Source organism: Rhodococcus sp. ACT016 (assembly GCF_050477185.1).
In the GTDB taxonomy this organism is placed as follows: Bacteria; Actinomycetota; Actinomycetes; order Mycobacteriales; family Mycobacteriaceae; genus Prescottella.
On record NZ_JBEAET010000001.1, the window covers coordinates 1,887,495 to 1,905,675 of the forward strand.

15 protein-coding genes are annotated in these 18,181 nt (G+C 69.8%); 10 read left to right on the forward strand and 5 right to left on the reverse strand.

What is annotated here, in order from left to right:
* The first annotated feature begins 1 nt into the window (after position 1).
* From secF to ACQ5DX_RS08815, 4 genes are all read left to right on the forward strand, one after another.
* The gene (gene secF / locus ACQ5DX_RS08800; protein ID WP_430332264.1) at positions 2-1,192 is read left to right on the forward strand and encodes a protein translocase subunit SecF; all 1,191 of its coding nucleotides are present in this window, start codon (positions 2-4) and stop codon (positions 1,190-1,192) included.
* Position 1,193: 1 nt separating this feature from the next.
* Positions 1,194-2,942, forward strand: a complete 1,749-nt coding sequence (locus ACQ5DX_RS08805; protein ID WP_430332265.1) for an ABC transporter substrate-binding protein — start codon at positions 1,194-1,196, stop codon at positions 2,940-2,942.
* Positions 2,943-2,950: 8 nt separating this feature from the next.
* Positions 2,951-3,517: an adenine phosphoribosyltransferase gene (locus tag ACQ5DX_RS08810; protein ID WP_430332266.1), complete on the forward strand. Its 567-nt coding sequence runs from the start codon at positions 2,951-2,953 to the stop codon at positions 3,515-3,517.
* Between the two features lie 82 nt (positions 3,518-3,599).
* Complete coding sequence (locus ACQ5DX_RS08815; RefSeq protein ID WP_430332267.1) at positions 3,600-5,936, forward strand: RelA/SpoT family protein; 2,337 nt, start codon at positions 3,600-3,602, stop codon at positions 5,934-5,936.
* Between the two features lie 93 nt (positions 5,937-6,029).
* Here ACQ5DX_RS08815 and ACQ5DX_RS08820 read toward each other — a convergent pair whose 3' ends face one another.
* Both ACQ5DX_RS08820 and ACQ5DX_RS08825 read right to left on the reverse strand, forming a co-directional pair.
* Positions 6,030-6,830 (reverse strand): peptidylprolyl isomerase, encoded by an 801-nt coding sequence (locus tag ACQ5DX_RS08820; RefSeq protein ID WP_430332268.1) that lies wholly within the window; start codon positions 6,828-6,830, stop codon positions 6,030-6,032.
* On the reverse strand, positions 6,830-7,687 hold the full coding sequence (locus ACQ5DX_RS08825) for a peptidylprolyl isomerase (protein WP_430332269.1): 858 nt from the start codon (positions 7,685-7,687) through the stop codon (positions 6,830-6,832). Before ACQ5DX_RS08825 ends, ACQ5DX_RS08820 begins: the two co-directional genes overlap by 1 nt.
* Before the next feature lie 194 nt (positions 7,688-7,881).
* Between ACQ5DX_RS08825 and ACQ5DX_RS08830 the strand changes: the two genes are divergently transcribed.
* The 5 genes from ACQ5DX_RS08830 to ACQ5DX_RS08850 all read left to right on the forward strand — a co-directional run bounded on the left by ACQ5DX_RS08830 (position 7,882) and on the right by ACQ5DX_RS08850 (position 14,126).
* Positions 7,882-8,562 (forward strand): MBL fold metallo-hydrolase, encoded by a 681-nt coding sequence (locus ACQ5DX_RS08830; protein ID WP_430332270.1) that lies wholly within the window; start codon positions 7,882-7,884, stop codon positions 8,560-8,562.
* A 15-nt stretch (positions 8,563-8,577) separates the two neighbouring features.
* Positions 8,578-9,858 (forward strand): histidine--tRNA ligase, encoded by a 1,281-nt coding sequence (hisS, locus tag ACQ5DX_RS08835; RefSeq protein ID WP_430332271.1) that lies wholly within the window; start codon positions 8,578-8,580, stop codon positions 9,856-9,858.
* Between the two features lie 40 nt (positions 9,859-9,898).
* Positions 9,899-10,480 (forward strand): hypothetical protein, encoded by a 582-nt coding sequence (locus tag ACQ5DX_RS08840; protein ID WP_430335592.1) that lies wholly within the window; start codon positions 9,899-9,901, stop codon positions 10,478-10,480.
* Positions 10,481-10,564: 84 nt separating this feature from the next.
* A complete protein-coding gene (locus tag ACQ5DX_RS08845; protein WP_430332272.1) occupies positions 10,565-13,168 on the forward strand; it encodes a LuxR C-terminal-related transcriptional regulator in 2,604 nt (867 codons plus the stop codon).
* Positions 13,169-13,274: 106 nt separating this feature from the next.
* A complete protein-coding gene (locus ACQ5DX_RS08850) occupies positions 13,275-14,126 on the forward strand; it encodes a malate dehydrogenase (RefSeq protein ID WP_430332273.1) in 852 nt (283 codons plus the stop codon).
* A 46-nt stretch (positions 14,127-14,172) separates the two neighbouring features.
* Here the strand turns inward: ACQ5DX_RS08850 and ACQ5DX_RS08855 are convergent, their stop codons facing one another.
* From ACQ5DX_RS08855 to ACQ5DX_RS08865, 3 genes are all read right to left on the reverse strand, one after another.
* Positions 14,173-15,519, reverse strand: a complete 1,347-nt coding sequence (locus tag ACQ5DX_RS08855; protein WP_430332274.1) for a hypothetical protein — start codon at positions 15,517-15,519, stop codon at positions 14,173-14,175.
* Positions 15,516-15,845, reverse strand: coding sequence for an ESX-1 secretion-associated protein (locus ACQ5DX_RS08860; RefSeq protein WP_430332275.1), 330 nt, complete (start codon positions 15,843-15,845; stop codon positions 15,516-15,518). Before ACQ5DX_RS08860 ends, ACQ5DX_RS08855 begins: the two co-directional genes overlap by 4 nt.
* Before the next feature lie 77 nt (positions 15,846-15,922).
* Complete coding sequence (locus tag ACQ5DX_RS08865; RefSeq protein WP_430332276.1) at positions 15,923-16,621, reverse strand: TetR/AcrR family transcriptional regulator; 699 nt, start codon at positions 16,619-16,621, stop codon at positions 15,923-15,925.
* 239 nt (positions 16,622-16,860) lie between these two features.
* Between ACQ5DX_RS08865 and ACQ5DX_RS08870 the strand changes: the two genes are divergently transcribed.
* On the forward strand, positions 16,861-18,180 hold the full coding sequence (locus ACQ5DX_RS08870; RefSeq protein WP_430332277.1) for an amino acid permease: 1,320 nt from the start codon (positions 16,861-16,863) through the stop codon (positions 18,178-18,180).
* Position 18,181: the final 1 nt, after the last annotated feature.

Genomic DNA, 18,181 nt, shown 5'->3' on the forward strand with positions numbered 1-18,181 from the left:
CATGACCGAGTCGAACACCTCCGCAACCAAGCAGGACGCCGCGATGACGGACGCCGGCGTCGATCAGACCGTGCTCCCGCATCACAGCTGGCTGCAGCGGCTGTACACCGGCACCGGCGGCTTCGAGGTCATCGGTCGGCGCAAGTTCTACTACTGGCTGACCGGTACGATCGTCGCGCTGTCGCTGCTGAGCATCGTGTTCCGCGGATTCACGCTGGGCATCGAGTTCGAGGGCGGCACCCGCATCCAGTTCCCCGCATCGTCCGGGGTGAGCACCGAGCAGGTCGAGAAGGTCTACTCCGACACCCTCGGCATCGAACCGGTGTCGGTCCAGACGGTCGGCTCGGGTTCCAGCTCGTCGATCGAGATCCGGTCGGAGGCGCTCGACACCGGGCAGGTCGCTTCGCTGCAGAACGCACTCTTCGATCAGTTCCACCCCGAGGACAAGAACGGGACCCCCTCGAAGAACGCGATCAGCGTCGCCGACGTCAGCGAGACGTGGGGCGGCCAGATCACCAAGAAGGCGCTGATTGCGCTGGTGGTCTTCCTGGTCATCGTCAGCGTCTACATCGCGATCCGATTCGAACGCGACATGGCGGTCGCGGCGATCATCTCGCTGTTCTTCGACATGATCGTCACCGCCGGTGTGTACTCGATGGTCGGCTTCGAGGTGACCCCCGCGACCGTCATCGGCCTGCTGACGATCCTCGGCTTCTCGCTGTACGACACCGTGGTCGTGTACGACAAGGTCGAGGAGAACACCCGCGGCGTTCTCCACCTGAACCGGCGCACCTACGCCGAGCAGGCGAATCTGGCGGTGAATCAGACGCTGATGCGGTCGATCAACACCACCGTCATCTCGATCCTGCCCGTGCTGGGCCTGATGGTGGTCGCGGTGTGGCTGCTCGGCGTCGGCACCCTCAAGGATCTCGCGTTGGTGCAGCTGGTCGGCATCATCGTCGGCGCCTACTCGTCGATCTTCTACGCGACCCCACTGCTGGTGTCGATCAAGGAGCGGTGGGGCCCCGTGGCCGCACACACCAAGAAGGTGCTCGCCAAGCGCGAGGCGGCCGCGTCCGGCGGCAAGCCGGTGGCGACCGAGCGTCCGGAGCCTCGCGTGCGGTCCGCCGCGGGCACGACGCCGCGACCGGGGGCACAGCCGACGGGGAAGCGCAACAAGAAGAGGCACTGACATGCCGGGTACGAACACCCCTCGCGGATCCCGTCGGAGGGTGGTCAGGGCCGTCGGTGCCCTGACCGCCGCGGGCGTGATCGGTGCGACCGTCGCAGCGTGCGGCGAGCCTGCCGACCAGGTGCCGTCGCTGGGATTCGCGATCGACAACATCGTGACGACGTACAACGCGAACACCGTGGAAGGGGCCGCGACCGGTGCGGCTGCCGCCTTCGGACGCGTCCTGACCGGCACGAACTACATCGGACCGTCCGGCGGCCCGGTGGCGGACACCGATTTCGCCACGGCGAGCGTCCTTCCGGGCGACACGCTCACGGTGCAGTACCGGATCAACCCGGCGGCGGTGTACTCGGACGGGGTGCCGATCGCGTGCGACGACCTCGTCCTCGCGTGGGCGGCCGGCAGCGGGCGATTCACCCGCTCCGCGGACGACGGGCATGCTCCCATGTTCGACGCCGCGACCCGCGCCGGCTACGCCGACATCGACCGCGTGGACTGCCAGCCCGGGTCGAAGGAAGCGACGGTGGTGTTCAAGCCCGGTCGGTCGTACCTGGACTGGCGGTCGCTGTTCGGGGCGACCGAACTGATGCCGGCGCACGTGGCCGCGCAGGCGGCCGGGGTGCCGGATCTCGTCGGTGCGATCCATTCGGGCGACACCGACGCGGTGCGGCGCATCGCGGAGTTCTGGAACACCGGTTGGCGCCTCGTCCCGGGCCAGCTGGACGTGACCAAGCTGCCGTCCTCGGGGCCGTACAAGATCGACTCGTTCACCGAGGACGGCGGTCTGGTGCTCGTCGAGAACGAGCGCTGGTGGGGCACCAAGCCTGCGACGTCCCGAATCGTGGTGTGGCCCAAGGATTCGGATGTGCAGTCCCGAATCGGCGATGGTGACGTCGAGGTCGTCGACGTCGGCTCGGGGTCGATCTCGGGCCTGGACCTGAGCCGTGGCTTCGAGGTCGTGAACGAGCCCTCGCGCAGCGTCGAGCAGTTGGTGCTGGCGAACCACGGCGTGTTCGGTTCCGTCGACGCCCGGCGGGCGTTCGCGCTGTGCCTGCCTCGACAGCAGCTGTACGACGAGCTGGGCCACCCGGGTTTCGACCCGGGCGCGGGCCTGGGCTCGGGGGTCGTCGACTCCCGGATCACCGCACCGGACACGCTGTTCTTCCAGTCGGCGGTCGCGGCCGAAGGCGGCATGTACACAGATCCGGACATCCCGGGCGCGAAGGCGGCGCGTGAGGAGTCCGGGCAGTCGCACCTGACCGTGCGGGTCGGATACCTCGGCCCCGACGAGCGGCGCGCGCAGACGGTCCGCACGATCGCGGCGTCGTGCCAGGCGGCGGGGATCACCATCGAGGACGTCAGTTCCCCGACGTTCGCCCCGTCCGCGCTCGGCGCGGGGCAGGCCGACGCGGTCCTCGCGGGCACGGCGTCGGCGGCCGGCGCGGCCGGGTCGAGCGTGCCGACCGATTCGTCGTTCGCGCTGCGATCCGGCAACGGCGACAACTTCGGCGGGTTCTCCAACGGGCGGTTCGACCAGGTCGTCGATCAACTTGCGGTCGACGGGTCGCTGTCCGCGCGCATGTCGCTGTCGGGTGAGGCCGAGGCGATCCTGTGGAACGAGATGCCGACGATCCCGCTGTTCGATCAGCCTCGGACGATTGCGCACTCGAATGGGATGCACGCGGTGGTTCCGAACCCGACGAGGTCAGGTGCAGGCTGGAACATGGACCGGTGGATACTTCTCAGGTGATTTCTGCGATGGAAGCCCCCGAAGCTGTGACTCCCGATCTCGCCGCCGCGTTGGAGCGGGCCGGGACGGCGGTGTCGCGACTCACGCGCTGGTGTGACGACTTCCCGACGCCGGGTGTTCGTTTCGCCGACCTGACGCCGGTGTTCGCGGACGGTTCCGGATACCGCGCCGTGATCGAGGGTCTCGCGGCGGCCGGTGCCGGTGCCGACATCGTTGCCGGCGTCGACGCCCGCGGCTTCCTGCTCGGCGGCGGTGTGGCGATGGAACTCGGGTGCGGGGTCCTGGCGGTGCGCAAGGCCGGCAAGCTCCCTCCGCCGGTGCATTCGCAGAGCTACTCGCTCGAGTACGGCGCCGCCACGCTGGAGATTCCGTGCGACGCGCCCGACCTGAACGGTCGGCGGGTTTTCGTGATCGACGACGTGCTCGCGACCGGAGGGACCCTGTCGGCGGCGGCCGAACTGCTCGCCCGCGCGGGTGCGGACGTCGTCGGCGTGGCGGTCGTGCTCGAGATCGAGGAGCTGGGCGGTCGGGAGCGGTTCGAGCAGTACCCACTGACGTCGCTCGTCAGGGTCTGAGGACTACAGTTGTGCCTGGTGGTGTAGCAGCACCGCCGGGTCCCGAGGGGCCGCCCGCAGCGCGGTGGCAGGAGGTGACGGCATGACCCAGCATCTTGATCGGTCCCAGAACACAGGTGCGAAGAGCACAGGCGCAACGCCTCCCGCCGACAAGCCAGCGCCGGTGCCGACGTCCGCGTCGCGCCGGGTGCGCGCCAGGCTGGCCCGGCGCATCACCGGTCAGCGCAACGCGCCGATTCGGCCGGTGCTCGAGCCGCTGGTCGCCGTGCACCGCGAGCTGTACCCCAAGGCGGACTTCTCCCTGCTGCAGCGCGCCTACGACGTTGCCGAGCAGCGGCACGCCACGCAGTTCCGCAAGTCGGGCGACCCGTACATCACGCACCCGCTCGCGGTGGCGAACATCCTCGCCGAGTTGGGCATGGACACCACGACGCTGGTGGCCGCGCTGCTGCACGACACCGTCGAGGACACCGGGTACTCGCTCGAGGAGTTGACGGCGGAGTTCGGCGAGGAGGTGGCGCATCTCGTCGACGGCGTCACCAAGCTGGACAAGGTGGTGCTGGGATCGGCCGCCGAGGGCGAGACGATCCGGAAGATGATCATCGCGATGGCCCGGGATCCGCGGGTGCTGGTGATCAAGGTCGCGGACCGTCTGCACAACATGCGGACGATGCGGTTCCTGCCGCCCGAGAAGCAGGCCCGCAAGGCGCGCGAGACGCTGGAAGTGATTGCGCCGCTTGCGCATCGGCTCGGCATGGCGACGGTCAAGTGGGAGCTCGAGGACCTGGCGTTCGCGATCCTGCACCCGAAGAAGTACGAGGAGATCGTGCGCCTGGTCGCCGACCGGGCGCCGTCGCGCGACACGTATCTGGCGAAGGTGCGGGCGGAGATCAACGCGACGCTGTCGGCGTCGCGGATCAACGCGACCGTCGAGGGTCGGCCCAAGCACTACTGGTCGATCTACCAGAAGATGATCGTCAAGGGCCGCGACTTCGACGACATCCACGACCTGGTGGGCGTGCGGATCCTGTGCGACGAGATCCGCGACTGCTACGCGGCGGTCGGCGTCGTGCACTCGCTGTGGCAGCCGATGGCGGGTCGGTTCAAGGACTACATCGCGCAGCCGCGGTACGGCGTCTACCAGTCGCTGCACACGACGGTGATCGGCCCGGAGGGCAAGCCGCTGGAGGTGCAGATCCGCACCCGCGACATGCACCGCACGGCGGAGTTCGGCATCGCCGCGCACTGGCGGTACAAGGAGACCAAGGGGCGGCACTCCGGTGACGTCGCCGAGGTCGACGACATGGCGTGGATGCGCCAGTTGCTCGACTGGCAGCGTGAGGCCGCGGACCCAGGGGAGTTCCTCGAATCGCTGCGCTACGACCTCGCGGTCAAGGAGATCTTCGTCTTCACCCCGAAGGGCGACGTGATCACGCTGCCGTCGGGGTCGACGCCGGTCGACTTCGCGTACGCGGTCCACACCGAGGTGGGGCACCGCTGCATCGGCGCGCGTGTCAACGGTCGCCTGGTCGCGCTCGAGCGGACGCTCGAGAACGGCGAGGTGGTGGAGGTCTTCACATCGAAGGCGGCCAACGCGGGCCCGAGCCGGGACTGGCAGTCGTTCGTGGTCTCGCCGCGGGCCAAGGCCAAGATCCGGCAGTGGTTCGCGAAGGAACGCCGTGAGGAAGCCCTCGAGGCAGGCAAGGATGCAATCGCGAAGGAGGTTCGCCGCGGCGGACTTCCGTTGCAGCGCTTGATGAATGCCGAGTCGATGGCGGCGATCGCGCACGAGCTGCGGTACACCGACGTCTCGGCGCTGTACACCGCGGTCGGCGAGCACAACGTGTCCGCCCAGCACGTGGTGCAGCGACTGGTCGCGCACCTCGGCGGGGTCGGCGCGGTCGAGGAGGAACTGGCCGAGCGGTCGACGCCCTCGACCATCCCGACCAACCGGCCGCGGACGGGCGACGTCGGTGTCCTGGTGCCGGGTGCGCCGGGGACGGTCGCGAAGCTCGCGAAGTGCTGTACCCCGGTCCCGGGCGACGAGATCATGGGCTTCGTGACCCGCGGCGGCGCGGTGAGTGTCCACCGCACTGACTGCACCAACGCGAGTTCCCTTCGCGAGCAGTCGGAACGGATCATCGACGTGCAGTGGGCGCCGTCGCCGTCGTCGGTGTTCCTGGTGGCGATCCAGATCGAGGCGCTCGACCGGCACCGGTTGCTGTCGGACGTGACGAAGGCGCTGGCCGACGAGAAGGTGAACATCCTCTCGGCGTCGGTCACGACGTCGGGTGACCGCGTCGCGATCAGCAAGTTCACGTTCGAGATGGGCGATCCCAAGCATCTGGGACACGTGCTGAACGTGGTGCGCAACGTGGAGGGCGTCTACGACGTCTACCGCGTCACCTCTGCCGCGTAGCCTGCGTGCTGCCGTAGGCCTCCGAACAAGCTGAAGGGTCCCTTCACACGCTCACAGCGTGTGAAGGGACCCTTCAGCTTTCGCAGGTGTGGGTCAGCCGACCTTGGCGGTCTGGATGGTGACGGGGGTGTTGGGCGCGCCGCCACCGGCGGACATGGAGCCGTCGTCGCCCGCTGCGGCGATCTTCTCGATGGTGGACAGGCCCTCGTCGGAGATCGTGCCGAACGCCGTGTACTGCGGCGGCAGCACGGAATCGGCGTAGACGAGGAAGAACTGGCTGCCGTTGGTGTCCGCGCCGGCGTTGGCCATCGCGATGGTGCCGCGCGGGTACACGAGCGGCTGCTGGGCCGCCGGGTCCGACGGGGCGTAGGCGGTGGTGGGGTACTCGTTGGCGTACTCGTAGCCCGGTCCGCCGGTGCCCTTGCCCGTCGGGTCACCGCACTGCAGGATCTGCAGTCCCGGCGTGGTGGAGAGTCGGTGGCAGGGCGTGCCGTCGAAGTAGCCCTGGTCTGTCAGGCTGACGAAGCTGTTGACGGTGCACGGCGCGGCGGCACGGTCGAGCGTCAGCCCGATCGGGCCCTCGTTGGTGGTCAGCGTGAGCGAGGCGGTGCCCTCGGCGGCGACGCCCGTTGCGTTGGGCGCCTGGACCGGCTTGGCGGCCGGACCGGCGGCGGGGTAGCTGCAGTCGACGGTGGGCGCGGTGGGGGCGGGGACGGCCGGCAGGGCGCCGAACCGCGACATGTCGATGGTCGGGGCCGCCGGGGTGGTCCACGTGCCCGACGAGCTCGCGGAGGCCGCGCCGTCGGACGAGTTGTCGTTGTCGTTGGAGCAGCCGGTCAGGACCAGTGCGGCCCCGATGCCGACGGCCAGAATTGCCGTGCGCTTCTTCATCATCAGTCCAACCTCACGCTCGTGATGTCGACGGGGGTGGCGGGCTTGCCGTCGGCGGCACCGCCCTCGGCCCCCGCTGCGGCGATCTTGTCCAGTGTTGCGAGTCCGGTCTCGTCGATCGTGCCGAAGACCGTGTACTGCGGCGGCAGCTGCGAGTCGCCGTAGACGAGGAAGAACTGGCTGCCGTTGGTGCCGGGGCCCGCGTTGGCCATGGCGAGGGTGCCGCGCTTGTAGTTCACCGGCATCTGCGCCATCGGATCGTCGGCCGCGTACTGGTCGGTGGGGAACTCGTTGGCGAACTGGTAGCCCGGCCCGCCGGTGCCGGTACCCGTCGGGTCGCCGCACTGCAGGACCTTGAGCGAGTCGCTGGTGGTGAGCCGATGGCAGGTAGTTCCGTCGAAGTAGCTCTGCCCGGCCAGGCTCGCGAAGCTGTTGACCGTGCAGGGGGAGTCCGCGTTCTCCAGCGTCAGGCCGATGTTGCCCTGCGTGGTCTCCATGCTGGCACTGACTGTCTTGACGGTGGTGTCGATTCCCTCGGCGTGGGGCGGGTTGTTCGGCTTGGCCGCCGCCCCGGACGGGGTGTACGTGCAGTTCACGAGGTTCGGCAGGGCCTCGGCGCGGCTCGCGGGCATCGCCCCCGCGGTGGGCGTCTCGGAGGCCGCGGTGTTCTCCGCCCCGGTGCCGTCGTCCTTGCCTGACAGCGTCACGACGACAGCGCCGATGGCGACCACGACGATCACACCGACGATCGATCCGCCGATCGTCAGCTGCCTACGCTTGCGTGCGCGTTCGGCGCGTCGTTCGAGCTGGCGTTCCAGCTTCCGTTTCGCCGCCTCCCGGCGCTGCTGATTGCTCGGCACTGCAGTCGTCCTCCCTTACGTCTCGCTCGGTCTTTTCCGCACTCTACGCAGTGGGTCGTGCGGGCACGCCATCGTCTGCGGGCGGCACAGAGTCTGCCACCGAATCCTGAGAGGATCCTGGAGGTACGACCGCCTAGGCTGTATTCGATTCGTCTTCGGTCGAGCAGTCGACCCGAACCCTAGGAGCTGACGCCGTGCTCGTCACCGGATTCCCGGCCGGGATGTTCCAGACCAACTGTTACATCCTCGCGCAGGACGACGCGAAGGAGTGTGTGGTCGTCGATCCCGGGCAGGATGCGACCGAGCCGCTGGTGGAGTTCCTCACGCAGTCCGACCTCGAGCCGCGCGCGGTGTTGCTCACCCACGGCCACCTCGACCACACGTGGTCGGTGGCGCCGGTCTGCGAGCGGTACGGGATCCCGGCGTACATCCATCCCGAGGACCGGTACATGCTCACCGATCCGGGCCGCGGAATCGGGCCCTCGATGAACCAGTTCATCGCCGGCGTCGAGTTCCGCGAGCCCGCCGAAGTGATCGAACTGGCCGACGGCGACGAGTTCATCTTCGCCGGGATCGAATTCGTCGTCGACCACACCCCGGGCCACACGCAGGGCTCGGTGGTGCTGCGGACCGTGATCGGCACCGACGACGGCCCGCTCCAGGTGGCTCTGACCGGCGACACCCTGTTCCAGGGGTCGATCGGCCGCAGCGACCTGCCCGGTGGCAATCACGAGCAGTTGCTCCAGTCGATTGCTCGCAAGCTGCTCGTGCTGGACGACACCACCGCGATCCTGCCCGGACACGGCGGTGCGAGTTCGATCGGCCAGGAACGCACCGCCAATCCGTTCCTCGTTGGACTGACGGCCTCCCAGTAAGGAAAAGTAAGCACAGTGAGTAAGTCAGGCGCCAGCACCTTCTCGGCCCCCAAGGGCATTCCCGACTACGTCCCGCCGCAGTCCGCGGAGTTCGTCGCCGTCCGCGACGGGCTGACCCGCGCGGCCCGGCTCGCCGGTTACGGGCACATCGAGCTGCCGATCTTCGAGGACACCGCTCTGTTCGCGCGTGGTGTCGGCGAGTCGACCGACGTCGTCTCGAAGGAGATGTACACCTTCGCCGATCGTGGCGACCGCTCGGTGACCCTTCGCCCCGAGGGCACCGCCGGTGTGATGCGTGCCGTGATCGAGCACGGCCTCGATCGCGGCCAACTGCCGGTGAAGCTCAGCTACGCCGGCCCGTTCTTCCGCTACGAGCGCCCCCAGGCCGGCCGCTACCGGCAGCTGCAGCAGGTGGGTGTCGAGGCGATCGGCGTCGACGATCCGGCGCTCGACGCCGAGGTCATCGCGATCGCCGATTCCGGCTTCCGCAGCCTCGGGCTCGACGGTTTCCGGCTCGAGATCACCTCGCTCGGCGACGACACCTGCCGCCCGCAGTACCGGGAGCGCTTGCAGGAGTTCCTGTTCGGGCTGGACCTCGACGAGGACACCCGCCGGCGCGCCGAGATCAACCCGCTGCGTGTGCTCGACGACAAGCGCAAGGAAGTCCGGGAGATGACGGCCGACGCGCCGCTCATGCTCGACCACCTCTCGGAGAGCGCGAAGGCGCACTTCGACCAGGTGCTCGCGCACCTCGACGCGCTCGGTGTCCCGTACGTCATCAACCCCCGGATGGTGCGGGGCCTCGACTACTACACCAAGACCACGTTCGAGTTCGTGCACGACGGGCTGGGCGCTCAGTCGGGCATCGGCGGCGGTGGACGCTACGACGGCCTGATGGCCCAGCTCGGCGGTCAGCCGCTGTCGGGCATCGGCTTCGGCCTGGGTGTGGACCGCACGGTCCTGGCGCTCGCGGCCGAGGGCAAGTCGGCGTCCACCCCGGCTCGCTGCGACGTGTTCGGCGTGCCGCTCGGTGACGCCGCGAAGGCCCGGATGGTGAAGATCGCCCACGAGTTGCGGACGGCAGGGATCCGCGTCGACATGGTGTACGGCGACCGCGGCATCAAGGGTTCGATGAAGGCGGCGGACCGGTCCGGTGCGCAGTTCGCGCTCGTGCTGGGTGACCAGGATCTCGAAGCGGGCACGATCGGCGTCAAGAACCTGAGCACCGGCGACCAGATCTCGGTTCCCCTGGACGACGTTGTCGCGCAGACGGGTTCGCTTCTTGGCGGCGCCTGACGGTCGGGAGGAGTACTCGCTCGACCTGATCCCGGCGTCGATGCTGGCGCCCCGCATGCGTCGCGTCGCGATCGTTTCGATCGCCATCGGGGTCGTCGTCGGGGGGATCGTCGCGGTCTTCGCGCCCGCGCTGGTCGCGCTTGCAGTCGGCGCCGTGATCGGTCTGCCCACCGCGGTGTCGGCGCTGCTGGCGACACGGCGTCGAATCTGGTTGGAGGGCACCACGCTTCATTCCTCCAACGGGTTGCGTCGGCGCCGGGTGGAGGTCGCGCAGGCGGCCACGGTCGAGTTCGTGGTGCGTTCGGCGCGGATCAGCCAGGTTGCGATCCGCGTCGGCGATACCCGCGCGACGCAGACCGTGCCGCTCGCGATCTACGCCACGGGCGGGGGACGCGAGCTCGACGTCCTGGCGCTGCGCAAGCTCGCCGACGCGCTGTCGGCGAGCGAGTTGGTGCCCGCGGCGGCGGCCGCGTCCGTCCTGATCGAGCAGTTGCGGGCCGAGGCGCGCGGTGCCGGGCTCGAGGAACGGCCGCTGTACCGGGCGGTCGAGTTGATTCGTGACGCCGGTCGCGTCCCGCAGACCACGCTCACCGATCAGGAAGTAGCCTCGCTCTCGACCTGATCCGGACCGACCGGGCGGTAACTCCCTGGTTGCGGGATCCGCGATCGTTTCGCAGTGTCGCCCCGGAGGATTATCGTTCGAAGCATGGTCGGTCTCTGGCCCGTCCTGGATCGCAGGACTGCGTTCCGGGGCGCAGAGGAAATGCTCCGCGACGGCACCTCGTGCGGGGTGGTGCTGGTCGGTACCGCGGGAGTGGGCAAGACGACCATGGCCCGGGAACTGGTGGGATCGCTCACCGGCGACGCCCGGTGGATCGCCGGCACCGAATCCACACAGAACATCCCCCTCGGGGCATTCGCCCCGCACCTCGCGCGCACGACGTCACGCGACCCCGTCGTCGCCCTGCGGGCCGTGCGCGACGTGCTCGCCGAGGACGGTCAGGCCCCGGACGGCGGGGTGGGCATCGTCGGGGTCGACGACGCCCATCTGCTCGACGAGTTTTCCGCGGGCCTGGTCCATCAGTTGGCCGTCGGTCGCGACGCCCGCCTGGTCGTGACGGTCCGCAGCGGAGCCCCCGTGCCGGCCGCCATCGAGGCGCTCTGGAAGGACGGCCTGCTCACACCGTTCGTAGTGCCGCCGTTCACCCGCGACGAGATGGACGAGGAGCTCTCCTCGGTCCTCGGGGCGCCGGTCGAGCGCTTCAGCGCCGACGCGATCTGGTCGGAGTCGGAGGGCAATCCGCTGTTCCTGCGGCACCTCGTGGAGGGCGCGCTCGACGGTGGGACGCTCCGCAAGTCCGGCGGGGTGTGGCAGCTGCGCGGACGCCCCGGCATTTCGCCCGCCCTGGCGTCGCTGCTCGAGTCGCGTTTCGCGCGCACCCCCAAGGACGCCCTCGACGTGGTCGACTACCTCGCGTTCTGCGAGCCGCTCGAACTCGAGGTGCTCAGCGAACTGGTGAGCCGGCGGTCCATCGAGGAGGCCGAGCGGATGGACCTCGTGCGGGTGCGCGCCGTGGGCCACTCCCACGTCGTGCGGCTCGCGCATCCGCTGTTCGGCGAGGTGATCCGTGACCGTGCGGGAGTGCTCGCGTCGCAGCGGATCAAGCGACGCCTCGTCGAGGTCCTCCGCGAGTCGCCCGACCCCGGTGTCGTGACGTCGATGCGGATCGCCGAACTGGCGATGGAGTCGGGCGTCGAACCCGACCCCGAGTTGCTGGTGCGCGGTGCCGAGGACGCGATCGCGATGTGCAGCCTCGAGCAGGGCGCGCGGTTGGCGACCGCGGCGGTGCGGCTCGGCGCCGGGTTCGACGCATCCTTCGCGTTGGGGCGGGCGCTGATGTGGCAGGGGATGGGCGACGAGGCCGAATCGGTGTTCGCCGCGGTCGATCCCGACAAACTGTGCGAGTACGACGTCGCACGGTGGTTACTCACCCGCGTCGCGAGCCTGTATCTCGAGGCGGGCCGTCCCCGCGAGGCCGTCGAGTTGTTCAGACGCGAACGCGGCCGGATCACCGATCCGGTGCTGCAAGTCTCGGTGGTCGCGCTGGATGCGGTCCTGCACCTGTACGACCGCGATCCCGGCACGGCCATCGCGCTCGCCCGGGAAGTGGAGGCGGCGCCCGAGGCGCACCCGTGGGCCCGCGCGAGCGGGGTGTTCGCCGGCGTCGCGGCGCTGACCGTGTCCGGACGCGGTCTCGAGGTGGGGGCGCTCGCGTCGTCGGCTTGGGAGGCGATCTCGCACGGCGACGGACTGCTGCGCTTCCACATCGGGTACTTCGAGGTGCAGGCGCTGACCCTCGTGGGACGGCTCGCGGCGGCCCAGGCAACCGCTGCCCGCTACCGCGACCTCGCCGCCGGCCAACCCAACAGCGCGGCCCTGGCCGACGTCGCGTCCGGGGTGGTCGAGCTGACCTGCGGTCGACTCGACGACGCCGCCGAACACCTGACGGAGGCGTTGGCGGTCCTCGACCGCGATACCCGCTCGGAGTGGATGCTGCTCGCCGCGGTCAGCCTGTGCCAGGTGCGCGCCGCGCAGGGCCGACCCGAGGACGCCGCCGCCGCGCTCGCGATCGCCGAACGGCACTCGGGTCCCGAACTTGCCTTCTTCGATCCGCTGGTCGACATCGCGCGCGCGTGGGTCGCCGGAGCCGACGGTGAGGTGTCCGCCGCCGTGGCGGCCGCCCGCCGCGGCGCCGATCTGGCGGCCGAGTCGGGTCAGTTCGCGGTGGAGGTACTCGCGCTCGACGTCGCGACGACATTCGGTGACTACTCGACCGTCGAGCGGCTCGGTGCGCTCGAGACCGTCGTCGACGGGCCGTTCGCGGAGGCGGCTGCTGCGCGGGCCCGAGCGCTGGCCAAGGCCGATGGTCCGGCCCTCGATGCGCTCGCCGCCGATTTCGAGCGGTCGGGCGCGCTGCTCGCCGCGGCCGACATGTACGCGCAGGCCGCGACCGCGTACTCGCGGTCGAACGACCGACGGGGCGAGTTGTCCGCGGCGGCGAAGGCCCACTGGTTGGCTTCGCGCTGCGACGGTGCGACCACACCCGCACTGGCGAAGGCGGCGCGCCCGCTCCCGCTCACCGACCGCGAGCGGGAGGTTGCCGTGCTGGTGGGGCGCGGACTGTCGAACAAGGACATCGCCCGTCGGCTGGTGCTGTCGGTGCGGACCGTCGAGGGGCACATCTACCGCGCCTGCGAGAAGCTTGCGCTCAGTCACCGGAGCGACCTCGCGAAACTCGTCCAGGTGTGAGTGATCGCACGTCCCCTTGCTCCTGTGGTGTGTGACCGACGTCCTTCTCCCGCCGTGCAATTCGTGACTAGCGTGGGGGCTGCCGACTACGACGCGAGGAGGCGGTATGAGTACTGCAGCTGTCGGTAATTCACCGGTCACGGTCACCGTCACGGGGGCATCGGGTCAGATCGCCTACGGTCTGCTCTTCCGGATCGCGGCAGGCGACATGCTCGGCCCCGACACCCCGGTTCGATTGCGTCTGCTGGAGATTCCCGCGGCCGTCCGCATCGCCGAGGGGGTCGCGATGGAACTCGAGGACGGCGCGTTCCCGCTCCTCGACGGCGTCGAGATCACCGACGACCCGCTCGTCGGCTTCGACGGCTCGAGCGTCGCCCTGCTGGTCGGGGCGCGACCCCGCACCCAGGGCATGGAGCGCTCGGACCTCCTGGCGGCGAACGGTGCGATCTTCACCGACCAGGGGCGTGCGATCCAGGCGCGGGCCGCGGACGACATCAAGGTGCTGGTGGTGGGCAATCCCGCCAACACCAATGCGCTGATCGCGATGAACAACGCGCCGGAGGTGCCGCGTACTCGTTTCTCGGCTCTGACCCGGCTCGACCACAACCGGGCGATCGCGCAGCTCGCGCGCAGGACCGGTGAGGCCGCCGCCGACATCCGGCGGATGACGATCTGGGGCAACCACTCCGCTACCCAATATCCGGATCTGACCCACGCGCTCGTCGGCGACAAGCCCGCCGAGGACGCCGTGTCGGACCGGGCGTGGGTGGAGCACGAGTTCGTCCCCACGGTCCAGCAACGCGGAACCGCGATCATCGCGGCCCGGGGATCGTCGTCCGCGGCGAGCGCGGCCAGCGCCGCGATCGATCACGTGCGCGACTGGGTTCGCGGCACCACCGACGGGGACTGGGTGTCGAACTCGAGCAGGAACGGGACGCGGTTCGGGCGCTCGGCCTGATCTGACGCGACCGGCCACGCCGCCCCGATGCGGGGCGGCGCCGGGCTCAGTCGTCGAAGCCGAAGTCGTCCGGGTCCACGGCCCCGATGACGGCCGGTGCCACGAGCGGCAGGTCGCCGACCACGGTGTTGCTCGGTCCGGCTCCGAGGAGATATCCCGGCGTCGAGCGATCGACGGTGTCGTCGTAGCCGTGTCGCGCGGCCGGTGACATCATTCCGGGGGACGCCATCCCGCCCGGCGTGGTGGTAGCCGCTGTCGATCCTGTTGTGGTCGTTGCCGATTGGCCGGTCAGTGCGGACGTCGGTGTTCCCGCGGACAGTTGCGCCGCCGAGGAACCGCGCGCGGGGGAACCGGCCGCGGCGAGTCCTCCGCCGAAACTGCCACCGAAAGCGCCGCCGCCGGCCGAGGAGATCGCGGAACCGGCCGAGCCTGCGACGTGTCCGCCGCCGACGGCCGCCGCCGCGGTGCGGGGCGCGTAGTCCACGCGATCGGCGGAGGTCACGCTCGCGGCGTAGGTCTGTTCCGGCAGCTCCCGAGCTGCCGACTGGACCATGGGTTTGCCGACGGCCTCGAGCAGCGAGGCCGCGACCGCGATCGGGGACGGGCCGCCGCCGGTCCCGAGTCCCGGTGCCGGGATCGGTGCCGGCGGAACCGGGATCGGGGTGCCGAGCGCCGCCAGCGCGGTCTGCTGACCGGCCAGTTCGGCGCGCGTCTTCGCCACCACGGACAGCGCGCGTTGCAGGTGGTCGGCCGCGGCGGCGATGAGCATCGTCTGCCCGGGAGGCGTCAGGGCCACCGGGGCCGCGGCGACGGCGGTCGCGACGAACGACTCGGCGACAGCTACGAGTTCGGCGTTGCCGCGCGCGACCGTGCCGGCCGCTTCCTGGGTGACCGACGCGATCTCGTTGCCGCGCCGGCTGAGCTGCTCGCCGGAGATCTGCGTCTGCTGTCCCTGCGTCTGCGCGGCGACCGCCGCCTCCCCGTCCCACGCCCCGTCGAGGGCACGCAGCCCCGAGATCCCCATCGACAGCGCGGTGTCGATGATCGACGACGACTGGCGCAGCAGTGCCGTCGGATCGAAACTGCCGATGGAGCCGATACCGAAGGTGCTCGCGAGGTCGGTCACTGGCTGCAGTAGCTGATCGATCCCGGGCAGCGGCGGAAGCTGCGGAAACGGTGGCAGTGCCGGCAGCGCCGGTAACGGGGGTAGCGCCCCCGCTGCAATGTCGGTGAACGGCGTGTCCAGCACCGGTCCGAGGGGAGACGCTTGGAGCGCTTCCATCGGGGTGCGGGGGACCGGCATGTCCAGGACGGGGCCGACGGGTGACGCTTGCAGCAGGTCGAGCACCGTCGGAGCGCCGGCTCCCGGAGCGTTCGGGTCGGGCGTCGTCATGCGTTCTCCCCCAGAGCGGTTCCTGCGGAGCCCAATACAGCGCCGGTCGCCTGATCCGCGGCGTCGTACGCGGCCGCGATCGCGTGCGCGACCGATCCGGTCCCGGCGTACACGTTCGCCAGCGCGGCGACCGATCCCGCGTGTGTCGCCTGCGTGGTGGCGTACGTCGCGAGGAAGTCGGCGCCGATCAAGCCGAACACCGGTGTCAGGGCCGCGACGTCGGCCGCGACGTCCAACCCCTCCGTCGCGGCGATGTGCGCGGCGGCTCCCGCCGCGACGTTCCCGTATGCGCGAATCTCATCGGGCGCAGCCCGAAATCCGTTCAAGATGACCCCCCAGTCGTCGAATCGGATGACCGATTTCGGATGACACTGTAGCCGACCGGCGGTGGCGTGCGCGGACGTCACTTGTCCGGCTGTGGACAACTCGCGGCGATCCGGTCGAGCGCCTCCGCGGCCCGGGTGGCGATCGGCTCGGTGGGGTCGGTCCAGCCGAGCGTGCGCAGCGCGGCGGCGGCGATGGTGTGGCGGGTCAGAGCGGACGTCGTCGCGTGCGCAGCGGCGTCCGACCGCGCACTGATCGTGGCCTCCACGAGTCGGAACGGCAGTTCGGCGGTGCCGGGCCCGCAGTCGGTTCCACCGATCGCGTCGACCGCGTCCCGGGCGAAGGCGGCGTAGTGGGCCATGAGGTCGTCGCGGAGGGCTCGGAACTCGGTGAAGCGTTCGGTAGTGACCTCGGGCAGGAGGTAGAGGGCGCCGAGATTCCAGCGGGAGTCGGCGAGTTGGCCGGTGTCGAACAGCACGAGGGCGTAGATGCGCACGATCGCGTCGTCGCAGGTCTGACGCAACTGCTCGGCGCGTTGGACCGGCGCCGTGACGGTGCCGAGCAGCAGCGTCGCGAGGATGTCGTCCTTGGTCGCGAAGTGGTGGTACATCGACGCCTGCCGGATCCCGACGGCGTCGGCGATCATTCGCGTGGACGTGCCGGTGAACCCGCGCGTCGTGAACAGTTCGGCCGCGGCGTCGAGGATCTCCTCCCGCGCGGTCGCGCCCGGTCGCTTGCGCGTCGACAGCCGTGGTCGACCGGCACCCGTCGTGGTCATGGCTCCCATCCTTCCAGGAAAGTGGCGCAGCGCGATTCGCTCGACCTGCGGTTGTGAGCGGCCGGTCACCCGCGCGTAATCGGTGACACGCGTCGGTTACCGGGGCGGGCGGTCCGGACCCACGATCGCAACCTGCACGACATCGGCCGTGTCGTTCCGCTCTGAAAACTGTCGAGTGACAGAAACCAGCGTCCCGGGATGCCCGAAGGTGACGATCTCCATCTCCCGCAGGAGGATTCATGACTGCTACCGTGACGACGGCGTCGAGCGACCGTGGCGACCTGGCCGAGTTCGGCTACGAACAGCAATTGCATCGCTCCCTCGGGAAGTTCGGCTCCTTCGCTGCCGGTTTCTCGTTCGTCTCGATCCTCACCACCATCTTCCAATTGTTCGGGCTGGGTTTCGGTTTCGCGGGCCCGGCCTTCTTCTGGACCTGGCCCGTCGTCTTCCTCGGGCAGTTCATAGTCGCGCTGTGCTTTGCGGAACTCGCGGCCCGCTACCCGATCTCCGGCGCGATCTACCAGTGGTCGCGGCGCCTGGGCGGGGAGATCGTCGGCTGGTTCGCCGGCTGGTTCATGATCATCGCGCAGATCGTCACCGCGGCCGCCGCGGCGATCGCGCTCCAGGTGGTACTGCCGTCGATCTGGGGCGGCTTCCAGGTGATCGGCGACGATTCCGCGCTCACGTCGCCGAGCGGCGCCGCGAACGCCGTCCTACTCGGCTCGGTCCTGCTGGTCTCGACCACCACGATCAACTGCATCGGCGTGAACTGGATGTCGCGCATCAACAGCATCGGCGTGACCTGCGAGATCGTCGGCGTCGTCGCGGTGATCGGGATGTTCTTCACGCACGCCCAGCGCGGCCCCGACGTCGTCTTCGACACCGGCGCCGCCGGCTCTCAGCCCGGTTACATCTGGGCCTGGGGGCTGCCCTACGTGTTGACCTCGATCCTGAGCTCGCCGTGGGGGACCGTGCTGCTGGTCGACGTCGCGATCGCGGTGTTCGTCTGCACTCTCGCGATCCAGACCGCCGCGTCGCGCCTGATGTTCTCGATGGCCCGCGACGGCCGGCTACCCGCGAGCGACGTGCTCTCGAAGGTGAACCGCCGCACCGGCACACCCATCGCGCCGAGCGTGCTGATCGGCCTGCTGTGCATCGGCGTTCTCGCGGTCAACGTCGGCAACTCGGCGATCTTCGCGACCCTCTCGAGCGTGTGCATCGTGCTGATCTACCTCGCCTACCTCATGGTGACGGTTCCGCTTCTCGTCCGGCGACTGAGCGGCCGGCCGCTCGGGGGACCCGACGTCGATGCCGAAGGGCGAGAGCTGTTCTCGCTCGGCGTGTTCGGAATCCCGGTCAATGTCGCCGCAGTCGCCTACGGCGCGCTGATGGTGGTCAACCTGTCCTGGCCCCGCGCCGAGATCTTCAACCCGACCGGCGAATACCCGATCCTGCAGTGGGCCGCGCCGCTCACGGTCCTCGCCGTGGTGATCGCCGGCGCCGCCTGCTACTCCTCCCGCGCCGAGCGCGTCCCGAACCCCGTCACGATTGGAGCCTGAT